The sequence below is a fragment of the Paenibacillus sp. EB106-06-01-XG199 genome (genome assembly GCF_058791575.1).
In genome coordinates this window covers 14,314-30,239 of sequence record NZ_JBYTDQ010000020.1, presented here as the reverse complement: position 1 = coordinate 30,239, position 15,926 = coordinate 14,314, and the positions used below count along the sequence as shown (strand labels likewise).

The following is a 15,926-nucleotide window of genomic DNA, read 5'->3' as shown; positions in this document are numbered from 1 at the left end:
ATATATGGTATGATAATGGAATCATATGGCATGGAGGAGACTTCATTGAATAAGAGATATCAGGTTTTTGTAAGCTCAACTTATCAAGATCTACAAGATGAAAGAAAGGAAATAATGCAAGCACTTTTAGAATTAGACTGCATCCCGTCTGGAATGGAACTATTCCCAGCAACTAATGACGATCAGTGGTCTCTTATAAAAAGTGTCATTGATGATAGCGACTATTATATAGTAGTCATTGGTGGGAGGTATGGATCAATTGGACCGAAAGATATAAGTTATACTGAGATGGAGTACAGATATGCACTAGAAACAGGAAAGCCAATTATTGCTTTTCTCCATAAAAACCCACTAGAATTACCTGTGAACAAAACCGAAAGAGAAAAGGATAGTCAAGAGAAACTTGAATCATTTAAAACGTTAGCTAAAGAGAAGTTGGTGAGATACTGGACATCCCCTTCAGATTTAGGTTCTGTTGTTTCAAGAAGTTTAACAAAGCTCATTAAATCTAACCCTGCAATTGGATGGATTAGAGCAGATACAGTATCCGATGGCGGTGCAGCAAAAGAGATTTTAAAGTTGAAAGAAACTATTGATAAACTAAAGGAAGAACTAGAACAAACTAAATTAAATCCACCTTTAGGTATAGAGAAATTTTCAAGAGATGAAGATGAAGTTGATCTTGAATTTACTTTTAGAGCAAGAAACGGCAGTAGCACAGCCTTTAAACAATATCGACGCACAACTAAGGCTACATGGAACGAAATTTTCTATCATGTTGGTCCTACTTTAATGGTTGAGGCAAATGAAGAAGATATGATATCCTCAATAAACAGACTCATCGTTACAAAAGTCCGAGGTACATTTTCGAATGAAGGTTTAAAAGGGATTACGAATATAAGCGTTGATCCAAGTGTGTTTCAAACAATAAAAATTCAATTTAGAGTCCTGGGGTTAATATCAAAAAACGTAAAACAGAGAAGTGTGAAAGATACAGCATCATATTGGACTCTTACCCCCTACGGAGATGATTATTTAATGACCTTAAGAGCAGTGAAAAGAGAAAATTCGTAAACATGAGCGAGTACAGAAGGTGGGAAATTATCTCGCCTTCTTTTTTATGTCTTGTACTACGGATTTTCATTCACCAGATGACTGGAGTTAATAAATTTCGTTATTATATTATTCGATTTAAGTTTACAGTTCCCAGTTACGGTTCCCGTTTATATTTCCCAAGCTTAAAAGCCGAAAGCCCTTGTGGTTAAGGGCTTTTTTTGTTTTCTAACCCCCTTTATTTCCGGAAACCAAAGGCGGGAACTTTAATGGGAACCATAAATGATGGGGGAGGAGAAATAGGAATGGACTACTCTGCTGAAGATCATTACCGAGCCATCCAGAATACCAAAGAAGCAATTAAGCGTGCGGAAGCTTCCGGGAACAGCCATGAAGCGGATTTTCTGACTCGCAAAACCTTGCCGAGGCTTGAGAAACGGCTGGCCGAGGCTCGCATGCAGCAAAACTGAAAACCCATACTTTTTCCGTACTTTTTGAGTACGTTTGAGTAGATAAATTCAGGTAATCTTAGATTATGAAAGAACTCAAAAGAGACCGTTTCCGTGTCCATGCCGGAGCGGTCTTTGTATTTCAAGGAGGGAGTGTTGTGCAAGAAGTTGGGTTTAAAGAAGCAGGGGAATTGTTAGATACTCCGGTCAGTACGTTAAGGCGCTGGGTCGTCTTGCTTGAAGAACAAGGTTACCCCATTAACCGGGAAGGAAAGCGGAGGCAGCTGGATTGGCGAGATGTGGGGATGTTGCGGGAAGTGAAATTCGGCCTGCAGCAATGCTCACTGGAAGAAGCTGTCCGCAAAGCGGTGCAAGAAGTTGTGGATGAAGGTACAGCTCCCTCTGTGACTGATCAAATAGCTTTTGACTCAGCACCTATCGAAGCGTTGGATCAGGAGATTAAGGCATTCCTGCCAAACCTGTTTTGGCATGGACCAGATCAAGCTGTGAGCACATTGGTTGCGGCATGGGAAAATCTAAAATGTACATTAGGAGGGAATAAGGTTTGAAGACCTATGAAAACTGGAAAGGGGATCTAAAAGATTACCTTCAACCCGGGGATGTAGTAGATGAGGAAATATCGGAGCACTTCTTGAATGTCATGCCTCCGGCATTTTGGAGAGCGAATCTCATCCAAATGGGTGAATCACCTGTTGATTATGTAGATGGCAAAGGAACCTATCATACCTTAGAAAAAACACTGGAGGGTTGGGTGTACCGTGGAACCTGTCACAAAGGAGAAACCAGGCACCGTAGCAACTAAGAAAGGAGCGAACCACTTGAATATGAAAACCAAAGCTCAGGTTATTGCCTTTGCTAACATCGGCGGTGGGGACGCAATTCAGGGTGTGTTGAAGTTGATCCGCACTTATCCAAAGGAACAGCGGATTGTCGTAGCCGAATTGCCTTGTGTCGGTTTACCACGCATGGCCTATACATTTGATCAACAAATTGCGGATCTTAGCAAAGAACGTACCGTCGATCAGTTTCTACTGGATCTGGATCGCAAGGCGCTAAAACCGATGCAATCCTACATGGTGCAGCGTAGTGGGATAGATTATCTGCTCGTGAATCCACGCTCTCAGCCGGAGGCACCGGTTATTCGTAAACTCTCGTCCAACCAGACGCTTATTTCAGCACCTAGTGTGCTGCGGCAACAGTTGGAAGGCTCGTATGATGTGATCATTCTAGTGCTGCAAGGTTCGCTCATTCAACCCACCACACACTTTGCACTCCGGACTTCCGATGCTGTGGTGCTGTATAGTGCCGATGCGATTGATTTTATCGGTAACTATACCCATTATCGTCGATTGATCGAAGTGTTTGGTGTGGAGCAGGAACGTCTATTTCTATTTACAGCTGATTCCAACGTCAAAATTGAGGAAGCGCCTGTTTACTCCAAATTCGGCGATTTGCTCAAGCGCTGGAAGGAGCTTGCGCCGAATGCGTTCCCTTTACGTGAGGGAAGTGAATCTGTCCGGGAGGGGGAGACGGTGGGCATCATTGAACCCCTCGAATACCTGGATGTCCACGTATCCGTACATCCCGTGGGCACCGAATTCTCGGAAGGGGATTTCAAGAAGCTTGAATCCCTGAAGAACTATGTACGCTTTCGTCTGCAAGAGGATCACCTGGACGAATATGTACAGTCTCTAACCCATGAACCATCCCGGCAAAAGATACGTTATTACATTTCTGATTTGGTGCGCGAACAGACCGAATATGCCCTGTCTATACCGGTGAATGAAGCGGTGGAATGGGTACAGAAGGAAATTACGGAGCTGGGCGTTCTACAGGGGATTTTGGATGATCCGAGTATCAGTTCAATCGAAATCAATGGACTGGATCAAGTGATCGTTGAGCAAGTGGGGCAGGACAAGCATTTGCCGGAGATCCGGTTTCAAAGCATCACCCATCTCTATGAAGTGATCAACAAGATGCTCATGCCCATTGGGAAACCCATTTCCAGTACCGATCCGATTGTGGATGCGAACTACCGTGGATTCCGTATTTGCGTGGTAGCGGATACGAAAGAATTTCAAGGTGTAAGTGCGAATGCCCCCTTAATCAGTATTCGGAAGTTCCCACCTGATGTGTTCACGGATGAGCAGTGTATTCAGTACGGAAACATCTCAGCCGAAATTTCCGACTTCCTGAAATTTATTGTACCCAAAGGAGCCAACATTGTAATTGGTGGCGGGACGAACAGCGGAAAGACCACGCAACTGATCCGTCTACCCATGTATATGGAGCCGATTACCCGGATCATTTCTATTGAGGATTCCGAGGAAATGTTACTGGCCAGCAAGACGCAGTATCAGCATTATCCGAACTTGCCATCCCTGCTCGTTAAAGAGCTGGAGGACGAGAAGAAAAGCTTTGGCATCGCCAAGTTGATCAAAGCCTGCCTGCGGCTGCGACCTACTGTCATGGGCATCGGAGAGATCCGGGATGAACCGGCAGCGCAGCAAAGTCTGATCGGGATGAATACAGGACACACCGTCTGGACGACGATCCATGCGAATAGTGCCCGGGAGGCAGCCACGCGGTTTTTACAGCTGAATGGAAATACAGCGGCAGCGGCCAGTCAGATTTCGGGATCGATTGACCTGATACTCTTCCAGAAGAAACTGCGCAGTGGGGTGCGGGTCGTGACAGAAATCTGTGAGCTCATTGGGTATAGAGGCACAGAGGAGCCAATCCTGAATCCGATCTTCAAATATGACCATCACTTGAAAAAGCAAGTCAAGGTGGGCCGGATCAAGTCTGAAGCGTTGTTGGAGAAGATTTACCTGCAGGAGCCGGGGCCGGAAGAATTGCGGCGTTGGTGTGAGGTGAAGGAGTTGAAAGCTGCTTTATGATGCTGGGTTATTGGATCGTGGCAGGGCTGTTGATATCCTTCGGGATTTTTTCGCTGGCACCGATACCTGTCAGCCGTTCGAAACGGATGCGCATAGCCTTCGGGTTTGAACAGACGGAGGCGCAGGCGAAGGCGGCAGGAATTCGGCTGAATGGCAAGCGGTTGATTCAGGTGTTGTTGGTGGCCGTCCTGATCGGTGTGGCGATTGCGTACTTCACACGAAATATCTGGTTTGTCGGAGTCGGCGGGGCTATGGGGGTTATAGTGCCTAAAATGATCATTTCAGCAGTCACGTTCAAACGCCGCATGGAGATATTAATGAACTTGCCGGGTAATTTGCGGCTGCTGTCCTCCAAGTTTCGGGACTGTAAATCACTCCAGAAATCGCTAGAAATGTCGCTATCCATGATGAGCGGTGTGACTGTCCCATTATTTGAGCAATTATATTCTTCGCTGCGAATTGGTCTGGATGTGCCAACAGCACTAGAGAACATGAAGCGGGAGATTCGTTTCAAGAAATTTGATGATTTCTGTGAAAAGGTGATCGCCGGAAACAAGGATGGCTTTCATCTGCGGTCTGTGGAAGGGATTCGGGAAAGCATTGCCGATTTGTCATCCGATATGAATTTGCTGCAGGAGATTGATCTGGAAAATGAAAAGAAACGGATCGAGCCTTTTGTGGTGTTCGGATTCAGTTTGGTGTTTCCGTTCCTCTTTGGATACTTGGAGAGTCAATTGGTCCAGGAGTTCAAGTTGGCGACGACGCTACAGACTGGCCTTGGCAAGCTGCTGCTCGCGAGTATGATCGTTTCCATACTGAGCGGGCTATGGAAGAAGGATAAACTGCTGCGGCTTAATCTGGATGATCTATGAACACAGACGTTAGCAAAAAGGGAGGTGGTGAAATATGCTTACGTCCATTTTATTTTTCCTGGCGGCGGGTTGCATCACTGTTCCCATCCTTAGGTTAGTTCTCCCAGGATTCCAGAGGCAGAAGCAATTGGTACGTTTGGCTGCGCTGGTCAATCAGACCGAAGCGCAGCGCGTACGAAACGGGCAAAATGCCATTGTGCGATCCTTTGCGGACCGGATGGGTAGAGGAAACGGGGAGCGGCCCCTGAGTAAGCGGCGACAGATGTATCAGGTGCTGGCTTATGCTGAAAGTTATGAAATGTATATGGCCAAAGTGGTCGTACAGTCGCTAATGCCCGGCCTGTTCGCACTGGCGCTGGCCGGGATGGTTCAGCATTTCTTTTTTCTGCTCGTGGCTCCCGTTCTTTCCGGACTATTCTTCTGGATGTCCTTACGGCGGATTCCCCAGGCTTACCAAAAACGGCAAGATCGGCTGATCGCGGACTTGCCGTTTTTAATTAGCAAAATGATTACGGCACTTGAAGTGGGCAAACCCCTGAACGTGATCTTTCAAGAGGTCAGCGCCCGGTGCGGTCCTACTCTTTCCGCACTACTCAAGCGTCTGGTCGCTAACATGGGGACGATGTCGCAAAAGGATGCCCTGCAATTGTTTGCTCAAGAAGTGAATGTCTCGGTAGTATTTGACTTTATCTCTGTCGTCAACATCGTTGCAGAGAAGGGTTTCCATGAGGCAGAAGATGACCTCAATCATATCAAAAATGATCTGCGCAGTCTAAGTAAGTTGGCCCTGAAAGAGCGCACCCGAGGCAATCCGGCAAAAATGAACCTGTATTACGGCATCGTTATTGCCCATGTAGCCGTGTTCTTTTTTTTAATGCTTATCAAGATGTTTGCTGCTTTTAATGCCTTGTAGTACCCAAATCATTTAATTTGAGAGGATGAATTTATTAATGAAAAAGCTGCTGAATAAAGTGAAACGTGAAAGTCAACAAACGATGCTTCTTGCCACCTCTGCCTTTTATACCCGGTTGGATCGATTTCGAAAAGAAGAACGTGGGGATGCGATGCAGTGGGTCATTGGTATCCTGATTACATTGCTGCTGTTTATTGCGGTGTACATTCTGTTCAAGGCTCAAATCGACGTCTTTGTCAAAGATAAAATCTTCGGCAAAATGAACTCCTTGACTTAAGGCTTGTTATGAAGCGCAGGCTGAACACCTTTAGGAAATCGGAAAAAGGGGACGCTCTCATTGGCGTCTTCTTTTTTCTGATGATTACACTGATCGTTGCACTACTCGCTGTAACCATTGTGCAGTATGTCATGATTCGCTCTAACCTTCGCACCGCCTCGAATGAAGTACTGCAGGTGATGAAAGTAGAGAATGGTGCAGATGCCATAACCCGGCAGCGTTTCGATGGCTTGCTTCGGAGCATGGAGATGGACCCGGGAAAAGTCAGTTTTACGGCCACGACCAAGCCGGTGCAGCGCGGAGATGTACTTGAAGTAACAGCGGTCAGGGAATATGAAGTTTTTGCGCTCAAGGCGGTTGGTGTGTACTACACGGTGCCGATCAAGGTGCATGTATCCGGCCTGGCACATAAGTTTTACCGAACGGGGGACTAGCCAATGTGGGTCAAGGTATGCGGGTCTATATTGTTTGGTCTAATCCTGATCGTACTGATCATGGATTTGCTGGTCATAGACAGTGTGTATGATTCTACCGGCCGGGCCATTGAGCACTCCATTGATGCAGGGATTGTGCGCTCAGGGATTGTGACGGATGCGCAGCAAGGCAAAGTACAACTCGAAGAAAACGCCTTGCGCTCAAGTACTCGTGAAGCCTTTCGAGTTGCGCTAAGCCTGAACAGTTCGCTTGAGAATCCAGTCATGAAGAATAGTCAATTTGAATTGCAACTGCGGTATGATGCCGATGAGGTGCCGTGGATTGATGTGGTGTTCCGTACTCATGTTTCTTTTGCTCTTCCGGGGGTACAATATCCGGTTACGATTCACCGTAATATACCGTATGAGAGTGTTTTTAAGTAAGCAGGGAGGGAAATCAATCATTGAAAAAGATTTGGAATAAATATACCCGTAGCGCACTCATCGTCCTCCTCGGACTGGTGATTGCGCTAGTTGCATTTAACCTGAATAAAAGTCAAATTGCTCGGCAGGTAAAGACCCAGAAAATCATCGTCGCCAAGACAGACATTGCACCTTACGCAGCCATCACCAAAGATATGCTCGAATATCGGGAGGTTGTACTTAGTGAGGTGCCGGAGGATGCCCTGGAGTCCCCGGAAGAACTTGATTTCAAGGATGCCTATGCTTCGAAGTACGGCTTCTTGGAACATGCACCTTTGCGTAAATCGTTGATTACGACAGCGGCGACTTCAGGGGTGGGCGCAGCAGTGTCGCTGAAGCCGGGGATGCGCCAAATCGGGGTAAAGACCGACTTGACGATGTCCGCAGGGGATGAAGTCAAGCCTGGTATTGTGATCGATGCCTATGCCTTTGTCACCGATACGGCTTCAGGGCAGTCCAAACGCATCGTTCTTCCGGAATTAGCTGGACTTAAGGTTGTGAAACGGCTGAATGCGGAAGGCAAGGTCCCCGATCCAGTGGACGGCGGGAGCTTAATTCCTGCAGTCGTTATCCTTGAGGTCACGCCAAAGCAGGCGGAACTTCTTATGGAGTATCAAGAATCCGGGAAGGTGTACCTGCTGCCTGCAGGAACGCTGAAGCCGTAAAGGAGGGGTACCATGAAGCGGTATTTCTTTCTGGCCGCGATGCTCATCCTTCTGGGAACCGTACGATCTCCGGTTACACATGCGGAGCTGGATGATTCTGAAGGAGATGCTTCGAAAACGGTAGTTTCAGCCACCTATGCGGTTTATTCTGCGCAACCACTTGGTGCGATGCGTATAGCTGGTGAGTCCACGCCGATAACACTGAATACTTCCGGAAACCTACAGTTCTCCAAGCATCTGAAGCTGGAGGTTGAACATGAAGGAGACATGGGATGGCAGTATGCCGTGCGATTGGATGAATTCACGGTCCGGCATACACTTGCGCAAGGCAATATTCGGGCGAAGATTCCTGCAGGATATGCTTCCTATCAAGTGTCGGGGATTACCTCGGAGAACGAGACAAATGGGATGATATCCGGTGCGGGGGTATTTGCCTCGGGAAGTTCTCAAGTGGTGCTAGAAGCTGCAGAAGGTTCCGGACGCGGTCGTTTCACTGCGGATCTGATCCTGCAGGTGGATATTCCCGATCTTCTGGAGGTGGCTGAAGTGAATGACACGGATCGGATTTCCCCTGGAGAAAGGGTGGGCCTACTGGCCGGAGAGTACCGCGCAAGCTTAACCTATACCCTGGTTACCGGGCTATAAGAATAGAATAGAGGTTATGTCATGGAGAGAAAAAAGGTTAGAAAGACCCTGATCCAGTTCAGTTTGTTGTTGCTTTGCTGTTTAGGGCTGTCTGGCGTGGCAAGTGCAGATAGTTCGTTTGTATTGTCTCCGGTCAAGGCGGTAGAAGAAGGCCGAGGGTATTATAAAGATCAGGTGAAGCCGGGTGATTCCAGAGAATATACCTTCTTTGTGCGGAACACGAAAAACGAATCTGTAGAGATTAAACTGTACCCAGCTGACGCACTCCCGGCTCAGAATGGAGGGCGAAGTTTCTCGGAGAAAGAACATAAGCTTTCTCATGTCGGGGCATGGCTGGACCCGCAAGGGGTCCAGCGCTTCACACTGAAGCCGAAGGAGGAGCGCAGTTTTAAGTACCAAGTCTCCGTTCCGGAAGAGATCACGCCTGGACAGTATGTAGGTGTGATTGCCGCTGAGGAACTGATCCAGGCAGAAAATAATGAATCGAATGTGCAAGGTCAGCAGGCTTCGGTGGCCATTGATGTGGTCAATCGTAGCGGTGTGCAGATGGTACTGGAATACAAGCCTGAACAGGCGGTGCATGCGATGAGCATCGACGACTTCCATCACGATTATATCAGCACCGGATATTCCAGACTGACCCTTAAATTAAGAGATCGTGGCACCATTTTAGAGAAACCCACTGGAAATATCACAGTAAAGGACAGCAAAGGCCAGGTCATGTATCAGCAGGCCTATCGTGCGGATTCCATTTATGCGGGTACAACCGCAGATATGGTCTATATCTTGGATAACAAGTTACTGCTGCCGGATACATACGAGGTCACTTATGATGCAACGTTCTCTGGGCAGACCATTACTCGAACCTTTTCGTTCTCAGTCACTCCTGAACAGTCCAGAGCTTCCCAGGCGTCATTGACAGAGGCCGGGAAGATTGAAGTGACTCAGACCTTCTGGGATTGGCTAGAGCTGCACGTATGGGTTGTGGTGATCGTGTTAGTAGTCATTATTTTCATTTTCGTCTTCTTGTTCTGGCTCCTGCTCCTGCTGTGGAAACGCAAAAAAGAAAAGGAAGAGCAGAAGACACCCTCTGTACCATCCAGCGCAGATCCGGGTGACAAAGAGGTCAACCTATAGAGAGCAAATTCCAATCCTGGAGTTTGCTTTTTTGGTTCTTATTTTCAGAACGTGCTTGAAGGGAGGTGGTTGTCCGGAGCCTGTTCACTTGGTTGATTGACTCAGAACAATAAATAAGGAGGAATAGCAACATGAAAAAATGGATAATGTCGATGCTGATGGCCATGCTCGTAACGCTCCCGTTCTCCTCTGCCTTTGCTGCAGATGAATCGGAGGTTGTGGTCACTGGTGCAGGTCTGCAAATGACGCAGACGAAGCCGATCTTTACCGATATCACACTGGACATAAAGCAAAACCAAACGTCAGCAGCGACCAGTAATTTGAACGTATTGGATGCGAGAGGGACTGCAGCGGGTTGGGGGATTGTGCTAAGGGCCACCGATTTTAAACTGACGAAGATGGTTAGTGGACAAGCTATTGACTTTGTCATTCCTGCATCTTCGGTATCCTTCTCTACCCAGTACAAGAATGCTGTTGTTGGAACACCTATTGATTTTAAGGCCGCAAAGGGAGAACTAGCAAGTCACCAGGTGCTCTCTTCGGAGGACAGCCGGATTGTAGGGGTGATCCCTTCGGAGGGGGCAGGAACGCATCAGTTCGGGGTGTCGTACGTGCTTAACGTACCCAAAATTATTGAGGGCAGTAATGGCCAGAACGTGGGTCTACTCCAGGGTACGTATACATCAACATTTACCTATACGGCAACGGTAGGATTATAAGGAGGCGAAAGCATGACTACGAGATCGACACAAGCGTCAACCAAAAAGCACAAACGATGGGGAGCGTTGGCTTTATCTTTGGTTCTGTTAGTTCCCGGATTATTCATCTCCGGCGAGACAACCAAAGTTGAAGGTGCTGCGTACAATGAAATTGTAAAGGTGGAAAACTTCTCAAGTAATAGTACTGCTTATGAGGCTGCATACAACACTAACATAACCGCATTTTACAATAAAGTAACTCTTAGCAACGGAAGTGTCTACTACCTCGACGGAGATTCCATCTTCGTGAAGTTCGAGCCTGGAGAAACTCCACTGTTTCCTACGTATGCGAGTAGAACAGAGATTAACTCTTATCCTTTTATAGGAGCGGATGGATACATCTACAGGAGCAAAGGATATCCAACAACTAAAATATTTGAAACTAAAGTTAAAAATGCAGTAATTGCAGCTAACCCTACCAATTATCAGTCAGGTACCAGTTATTTTGCAATTGGGGAAGATGGTATGACATGGGCTTGGGGAAAAGGGGCAGCAGGTCAACTGGGTAGTGGAGAAAAGTTGGACAGGGCTATTCCCATAGAAGTCGTTGACCCGGCTACAGGCGACCCTATTCTAGGCGTTAAGAAAATAATCCCAGCACCAGAACAGGGTGTTATATTACTTACCAACAGTAAAGCTTATCTTGTTGGTTCATCGTTTGGGTTATCCTCTTTGGCTTCGGCGAAGCCAGTAGCAATTGATAACTTTCCAGCATATAGCAACCCTATGAATGTTGATGTCTCTTACCTTGGTGACACCTCAGAGGCTGGCGCTAACTATGCAAAACAGTGGATAGCAAACTCGAACCCACCGGTTACTTATGCGTGGTACAAAGGTAATTTCAGACGTTATGTTTTGCAGGTGGAAGATAAGTCCTATACCTTTTCACCAATTGACACGGTAATTGACAATGATAAACAAATTACAGCATTGTCTGGATTAACCGCGCTCCCTCTAGACAAATCTAAAGCTAAATTTTATCCAAATAAGAATACAGAGCTGAACACTTACACAGGATTGTATTTGGATAATGGGGCATTGTCGACATGGGATACTCTAGGAACCAATATCCCAGTGTGGAATGCATCTGCTAATGCTAAAACATTTGCAACAAAGGTTGAAATAGCAACTGGTGTTACTAAAGCTATGTTTAGTAGCAAAGAGAACACATACTGGTTTATAAAAGATGATAAGTTGTACGCCGTTGGAGCGAATAACAAAGGAATATCTGGTACCGGCTCTGCAGTATTAACGACTCCATCCCGTATCCGTGGATCTTCCGACCAAGTTGCAGCAGTTAAGGATATTGCGATAGCTGACGGCGGTACTATTTCCAACCAGCCCTCAATCTTAGCAATAAATACGAATGGTCAGCTTTATAGTTGGACGAACGGTCCTTCCATGACAGAACAAAAAAGTTCCTTTGGCGACAAGTTCATAGGCTTTGTGGAAGTTCCTACAGTGGGTACTTTAGGTAGATACAGCACCTATGTAATCGATGACAAAGGTCGAATGTTTTGGATAAATCATCAACTAAGTGGCGTGATGTATCTCGTGCAGGTGGCAGGAATACCATCTGTTGCACCTACAGGCTATGTACCCCCAGTAGTTCTTGAAAAACCTACAAGTACCGTAACCACGAATAAATTAAACCAACAAGTAGTCACAGTTGACTTCGGAAGTGAACCAGCTATTACAACTCGGGAGTATTCATTGAACGGCGGTACGACTTGGTCTCCGTACACGACTCCTATAACATTGGAAACAGCAGGTACAATTTCGTTTAAGGCTCGTTCGGGCGCAAACGGTGGAGTACTCAGCCCTCTTCTAGAGATGGAAATTAAAAATGATCCAATCGTGATCACTCCAGGCTATCCCAAAATCATTGATCATGCAGATGGCACGTTCAGCGTCGAAAGTGGAACATCACAATCCAGTGTGAAAACCGAAGTGAGGATTGATGATGGTGCATGGTCTACCTATACTGGACCTGTCACGTTAATTACGGGTAGCCATAACATTGATGTCAGAGTGGTCAATGCAAGTGGTGAAGAGTTGGCAAATGCAAATGCAACAGTAAATGGTCCAACACCGCTACCAACGGTAGAGCCAACACCGCTACCAACGGTAGCACCAACACCGCTACCAACGGTAGCACCAACACCGCTACCAACGGTAGCACCGACACCAACACCTACGGTAGCACCGACACCAACACCTACGGTAGCACCGACACCGGTACCAACGGTAGAGCCAACACCTACACCTACGGTGACACCAACGCCGTCAGCGACTCCACAACCTACGTTGGACCCGAGCTGGGGAAGTCCAATAGGTTCAGAAGATGTCACGTTTACTGTATTGTCCGGGGGCTTCTCCTCGCACTTTAGTGGATTATTGCTGGACACGGTAACCATCAGTACGACAAATCAATATCAAGTTATTAATTCGGTGACGAATTCTGTGATTGAAGACAGTCGGGGAACCGGCGCGGGGTGGAACTACAGTCTGAAGATCACCGATTTTGTGAGTGATCCTGTAGTAGACAACAGTAAGGGCACGAGTGACTTGGTTGTAAAAATGCCAGCTAGTTCACTCAGTGTAGATATTACCGATTCAAAGACACTGGCCGGGCAGGAGGTAAGTCTTAGTCAAAACGGGAAATATGTCTTCAATGCCGAGCCGGTGGTGATCGCCAAGGCCGGAGAGTTTGAGGGCATGGGACAATACCAGATTCCAATGAGTTATATGCTTCGCGTGCCGGATAAGGTAGAGGTGGTTTCAGCGGGGGCGGACAGTTCCTATCAAGCTGGGGCAAAGACAGGGCTTCGTGTAGGGACGTACCGTTCGCAGTTTACCTTTACGCTGGCATCGGGGATTTAATGAGAGTACAATGAATTTCAGCCGCCTGGTGTAATAACCGGACGGCTTTTTTTATTATCTTTGTATGAGGAGGAATGGATATGCAGAAAGCAGCATTTGCTTATGGTCGATTCACTCATAGCGACCTGCAAACGTTAACGAAATTTTGCCAGAGGGTAGCTGGAAATATAATTGGAAAGGAAGTACATGTGGTGTATTACTCACGCGATTCAGAAGAAATGGTACTTAGAGTTGCGAAAGAGCTTGGAGTTGAACAAATCAAAACATAATATTTAGACGACTTAGATTATCCATCTATGTATGATGTCTAAAATCCATACTTTTTTAATACGTTTGGATTGAAAAATTGGGATATGCTTGTCTTGTGAGAAATGAATACGAAGGAGAGTGAGATCATGCCAGACATGTGCTTCACACCTTAGACAATGTGTTATAATAGCTACACATGCAGACAATAAGGTATAAAATCTTGATCTAACAGCATACTCATAATCTCTACAAAGATTGGAGGTATGTTGCATGAATGAGGAGGAGAACGATTTGATTATGAAAAGTCCTAACCCATTGAAAGAAGCGAATCGTAAAGTGGATAAAATGCGCCCGGAATTGTGGGCAGCTGCTGAAGCGAACCTTCAAAAGGCAGAAGCAGAATTTAAACGTGATAAAGGAGAGAAATAGGCTAATATACTGTATTAGTTTAGCTGCTGATGAATCATAACCGTGGAGACGTATATCTTGTTCTGTACCCTTTTGATGATGGAGAGATTGAGAAATTGAGGCCCGGCATTGTGCTGGATACCCGGGAGAATCAATCCATCGTCATTAAGGTGACCTCGCATGCTGAGCGGGCTGGTGATCCGAAGGATTTAGTACTTAAGTATTGGCAAAGGGCCGGGCTTAGTCAACCTTCCGTCGCACGCTGCTCGCAGTTTGTTCCTTTGCATCACGATAAAATCGGCAAATATCTGGGAACGCTGCACGATGAAGATTTATTAAATGTATTGAGTAAGTTTTACGAATAAGCAAGTTCACAAGCGCCGAGATGGGGCTTTTTATTTTGTCTTTTTTTCAGTAGGGGAGGGAGGTAAAGAGTGGGGGAGAGGGATTTGGAAAATATTTCTTTACTTTTGTTACACTTAATCATATTATAAAAGTATAACAAAATAATGGAGGCGATCTTTTTGCAATCATCTAATCCATCTACCCCCTCGGATATCAAACAGGCGGGTCGTCCTAAATCATATAATCCTAAAAGTAAGTCGATCCCTACACGGCTGGACAAGTCGACAGAAGAAATCCTTGAGCGATATTGCGAGAAGCACAAGACCAGCCGGTCTGAAGCGATTCGTGAGGCAATTCACCGGTTGGATCAGGACGAGCATGAGTATTTCTGGAGTCCGGAATGGCGGCAGCGGCTGTTAGACAATGAGCAAGGTCTCCGCAATGGTGAAGCAGAGATGCACCGGATCGTACAGGATTTATTGCAATTAATTCAAGGTATGTCCGCAAGAATGAATTCGAAAACGGGGAGTGATCAGAATGAAAAGGAGTCATAAAGTGTTAAGTAGTGTGCTCACAGCAGTGATCATGCTCGGCATGGTGGCCAGTGTAGGCAGTGCGGCTCAAGTGGCTGTATCGGTCCAGGTAAACGGTAAAACCGTTAAATTTCCGGATGCCCGGCCATATGATGAAGGCAACCGGGTAATGATCCCGATTCGCTTTGTGAGTGAGGCGCTGGGAGCTACTGTAGGGTACAGTAATCGGATCGTGACTATTAAGCAAGACAGCAAAAACATTGTAATGAAAGTGAACAGTGATACTGTGACCGTGGATACGGTCATTCATAAGCTGGATGTACCAGCAAGAGCACAGCAGAATCGTACCTATGTTCCGTTGCGGTTTGTCTCTGAGGCTCTGGGGGCGGCAGTGGACTGGAACCAGCAGACGAAGCTTGTGACCATTACGACAACAAGCGGCGGCACGGTCTCTCCTTCGCCTAGTCCATCACCAACTCCGGGAACGGCAAACGGGAATAACATGTACAGTACTGATTTTGCCTGGAAGCCGGGTTATACCAAGCTGGCTAAGACCTTGTTTGTGAACAATATGAAGGTAGAGAACGGGAAACTATCCTTTACCCTGCCGAAGGAAGCCTATGGTCAGTATTATGAGGCTGATGGTTCTTCCGTAGATCTTGTGCCTGGCAAGAGCTACACTTATGCGATTGGCAAGGGTAGCGGTTTTCTCTCCCTCGCGCAAGTCTATCCTGGCCATGATGAGCAGGAAGGGTACGTGATTGAAATGGATAGCAACGGCACTACTGATCTAGGGAAGATCTATGGTAATGTGAGCAATGATGTTATCGTTGTTATTGCTGCAAACAATTCAACAGCAACATTGTCTAAGACCCAAACATTAGCACGGGGATTGAACTGAGCGGAATAATTTTAGTTTGGC

Annotated in this window: 20 protein-coding genes; all 20 read left to right on the top strand. The window is 46.5% G+C overall.

Features of this window, described 5'->3' with window-relative positions; genetic code table 11:
- Positions 1-45: 45 nt before the first annotated feature.
- The 20 genes from AC3WT9_RS33515 (at position 46) to AC3WT9_RS33420 (ending at position 15,905) form a co-directional block, all read left to right on the top strand.
- On the top strand, positions 46-1,074 hold the full coding sequence (locus AC3WT9_RS33515; protein WP_341377975.1) for a DUF4062 domain-containing protein: 1,029 nt from the start codon (positions 46-48) through the stop codon (positions 1,072-1,074).
- A 284-nt stretch (positions 1,075-1,358) separates the two neighbouring features.
- The gene (locus AC3WT9_RS33510; protein WP_341377976.1) at positions 1,359-1,523 is read left to right on the top strand and encodes a hypothetical protein; all 165 of its coding nucleotides are present in this window, start codon (positions 1,359-1,361) and stop codon (positions 1,521-1,523) included.
- 65 nt (positions 1,524-1,588) lie between these two features.
- The gene (locus tag AC3WT9_RS33505; RefSeq protein WP_341377977.1) at positions 1,589-2,071 is read left to right on the top strand and encodes a MerR family transcriptional regulator; all 483 of its coding nucleotides are present in this window, start codon (positions 1,589-1,591) and stop codon (positions 2,069-2,071) included.
- On the top strand, positions 2,068-2,325 hold the full coding sequence (locus tag AC3WT9_RS33500) for a hypothetical protein (protein WP_341377978.1): 258 nt from the start codon (positions 2,068-2,070) through the stop codon (positions 2,323-2,325). Before AC3WT9_RS33505 ends, AC3WT9_RS33500 begins: the two co-directional genes overlap by 4 nt.
- A gap of 22 nt (positions 2,326-2,347) precedes the next feature.
- The gene (locus AC3WT9_RS33495) at positions 2,348-4,423 is read left to right on the top strand and encodes a TadA family conjugal transfer-associated ATPase (protein ID WP_341377979.1); all 2,076 of its coding nucleotides are present in this window, start codon (positions 2,348-2,350) and stop codon (positions 4,421-4,423) included.
- On the top strand, positions 4,420-5,295 hold the full coding sequence (locus AC3WT9_RS33490; protein ID WP_341377980.1) for a type II secretion system F family protein: 876 nt from the start codon (positions 4,420-4,422) through the stop codon (positions 5,293-5,295). The genes AC3WT9_RS33495 and AC3WT9_RS33490 overlap by 4 nt, the downstream gene beginning before the upstream one ends.
- 34 nt (positions 5,296-5,329) lie before the next feature.
- A complete protein-coding gene (locus AC3WT9_RS33485; RefSeq protein ID WP_492408849.1) occupies positions 5,330-6,208 on the top strand; it encodes a hypothetical protein in 879 nt (292 codons plus the stop codon).
- 37 nt (positions 6,209-6,245) lie between these two features.
- Positions 6,246-6,485 (top strand): hypothetical protein, encoded by a 240-nt coding sequence (locus AC3WT9_RS33480; protein WP_341377982.1) that lies wholly within the window; start codon positions 6,246-6,248, stop codon positions 6,483-6,485.
- Positions 6,486-6,493: 8 nt separating this feature from the next.
- A complete protein-coding gene (locus AC3WT9_RS33475) occupies positions 6,494-6,919 on the top strand; it encodes a DUF4320 family protein (RefSeq protein WP_492408847.1) in 426 nt (141 codons plus the stop codon).
- A 3-nt stretch (positions 6,920-6,922) separates the two neighbouring features.
- On the top strand, positions 6,923-7,342 hold the full coding sequence (locus AC3WT9_RS33470) for a hypothetical protein (protein ID WP_341377984.1): 420 nt from the start codon (positions 6,923-6,925) through the stop codon (positions 7,340-7,342).
- 20 nt (positions 7,343-7,362) lie between these two features.
- Positions 7,363-8,046, top strand: a complete 684-nt coding sequence (gene cpaB / locus AC3WT9_RS33465) for a Flp pilus assembly protein CpaB (protein WP_341377985.1) — start codon at positions 7,363-7,365, stop codon at positions 8,044-8,046.
- A gap of 12 nt (positions 8,047-8,058) precedes the next feature.
- Positions 8,059-8,691 carry a hypothetical protein gene (locus tag AC3WT9_RS33460; protein WP_341377986.1) on the top strand — a complete coding sequence of 211 codons (633 nt, stop codon included), beginning with the start codon at positions 8,059-8,061 and terminating at the stop codon, positions 8,689-8,691.
- Positions 8,692-8,712: 21 nt separating this feature from the next.
- Positions 8,713-9,828 carry a WxL protein peptidoglycan domain-containing protein gene (locus AC3WT9_RS33455; protein WP_341377987.1) on the top strand — a complete coding sequence of 372 codons (1,116 nt, stop codon included), beginning with the start codon at positions 8,713-8,715 and terminating at the stop codon, positions 9,826-9,828.
- A gap of 131 nt (positions 9,829-9,959) precedes the next feature.
- Positions 9,960-10,547 carry a hypothetical protein gene (locus AC3WT9_RS33450; RefSeq protein WP_341377988.1) on the top strand — a complete coding sequence of 196 codons (588 nt, stop codon included), beginning with the start codon at positions 9,960-9,962 and terminating at the stop codon, positions 10,545-10,547.
- 12 nt (positions 10,548-10,559) lie between these two features.
- Positions 10,560-13,469 carry a hypothetical protein gene (locus AC3WT9_RS33445; protein ID WP_341377989.1) on the top strand — a complete coding sequence of 970 codons (2,910 nt, stop codon included), beginning with the start codon at positions 10,560-10,562 and terminating at the stop codon, positions 13,467-13,469.
- An 80-nt stretch (positions 13,470-13,549) separates the two neighbouring features.
- Positions 13,550-13,738, top strand: coding sequence for a hypothetical protein (locus AC3WT9_RS33440; protein WP_341377991.1), 189 nt, complete (start codon positions 13,550-13,552; stop codon positions 13,736-13,738).
- A 250-nt stretch (positions 13,739-13,988) separates the two neighbouring features.
- A complete protein-coding gene (locus tag AC3WT9_RS33435; protein ID WP_341377992.1) occupies positions 13,989-14,147 on the top strand; it encodes a hypothetical protein in 159 nt (52 codons plus the stop codon).
- Between the two features lie 29 nt (positions 14,148-14,176).
- The gene (locus AC3WT9_RS33430; protein WP_341377993.1) at positions 14,177-14,491 is read left to right on the top strand and encodes a type II toxin-antitoxin system PemK/MazF family toxin; all 315 of its coding nucleotides are present in this window, start codon (positions 14,177-14,179) and stop codon (positions 14,489-14,491) included.
- 159 nt (positions 14,492-14,650) lie between these two features.
- On the top strand, positions 14,651-15,025 hold the full coding sequence (locus AC3WT9_RS33425; protein WP_341377994.1) for a ribbon-helix-helix protein, CopG family: 375 nt from the start codon (positions 14,651-14,653) through the stop codon (positions 15,023-15,025).
- Complete coding sequence (locus AC3WT9_RS33420) at positions 15,009-15,905, top strand: copper amine oxidase N-terminal domain-containing protein (RefSeq protein WP_341377995.1); 897 nt, start codon at positions 15,009-15,011, stop codon at positions 15,903-15,905. Before AC3WT9_RS33425 ends, AC3WT9_RS33420 begins: the two co-directional genes overlap by 17 nt.
- Positions 15,906-15,926: the final 21 nt, after the last annotated feature.

Bases quoted from the DNA above. Each gene is read 5' to 3' on its own strand.
- AC3WT9_RS33505 (WP_341377977.1), top strand. From the start codon at position 1,589: ATGAAAGAACTCAAAAGAGACCGTTTCCGTGTCCATGCCGGAGCGGTC.
- AC3WT9_RS33460 (WP_341377986.1), top strand. From the start codon at position 8,059: ATGAAGCGGTATTTCTTTCTGGCCGCGATGCTCATCCTTCTGGGAACC.
- AC3WT9_RS33435 (WP_341377992.1), top strand. From the start codon at position 13,989: ATGAATGAGGAGGAGAACGATTTGATTATGAAAAGTCCTAACCCATTG.
- AC3WT9_RS33475 (WP_492408847.1), top strand. From the start codon at position 6,494: ATGAAGCGCAGGCTGAACACCTTTAGGAAATCGGAAAAAGGGGACGCT.
- AC3WT9_RS33485 (WP_492408849.1), top strand. From the start codon at position 5,330: ATGCTTACGTCCATTTTATTTTTCCTGGCGGCGGGTTGCATCACTGTT.
- AC3WT9_RS33430 (WP_341377993.1), top strand. From the start codon at position 14,177: ATGAATCATAACCGTGGAGACGTATATCTTGTTCTGTACCCTTTTGAT.
- AC3WT9_RS33445 (WP_341377989.1), top strand. From the start codon at position 10,560: ATGACTACGAGATCGACACAAGCGTCAACCAAAAAGCACAAACGATGG.
- AC3WT9_RS33470 (WP_341377984.1), top strand. From the start codon at position 6,923: ATGTGGGTCAAGGTATGCGGGTCTATATTGTTTGGTCTAATCCTGATC.
- AC3WT9_RS33440 (WP_341377991.1), top strand. From the start codon at position 13,550: ATGCAGAAAGCAGCATTTGCTTATGGTCGATTCACTCATAGCGACCTG.
- AC3WT9_RS33480 (WP_341377982.1), top strand. From the start codon at position 6,246: ATGAAAAAGCTGCTGAATAAAGTGAAACGTGAAAGTCAACAAACGATG.
- AC3WT9_RS33455 (WP_341377987.1), top strand. From the start codon at position 8,713: ATGGAGAGAAAAAAGGTTAGAAAGACCCTGATCCAGTTCAGTTTGTTG.
- AC3WT9_RS33420 (WP_341377995.1), top strand. From the start codon at position 15,009: ATGAAAAGGAGTCATAAAGTGTTAAGTAGTGTGCTCACAGCAGTGATC.
- AC3WT9_RS33490 (WP_341377980.1), top strand. From the start codon at position 4,420: ATGATGCTGGGTTATTGGATCGTGGCAGGGCTGTTGATATCCTTCGGG.
- AC3WT9_RS33495 (WP_341377979.1), top strand. From the start codon at position 2,348: ATGAAAACCAAAGCTCAGGTTATTGCCTTTGCTAACATCGGCGGTGGG.
- AC3WT9_RS33510 (WP_341377976.1), top strand. From the start codon at position 1,359: ATGGACTACTCTGCTGAAGATCATTACCGAGCCATCCAGAATACCAAA.
- AC3WT9_RS33450 (WP_341377988.1), top strand. From the start codon at position 9,960: ATGAAAAAATGGATAATGTCGATGCTGATGGCCATGCTCGTAACGCTC.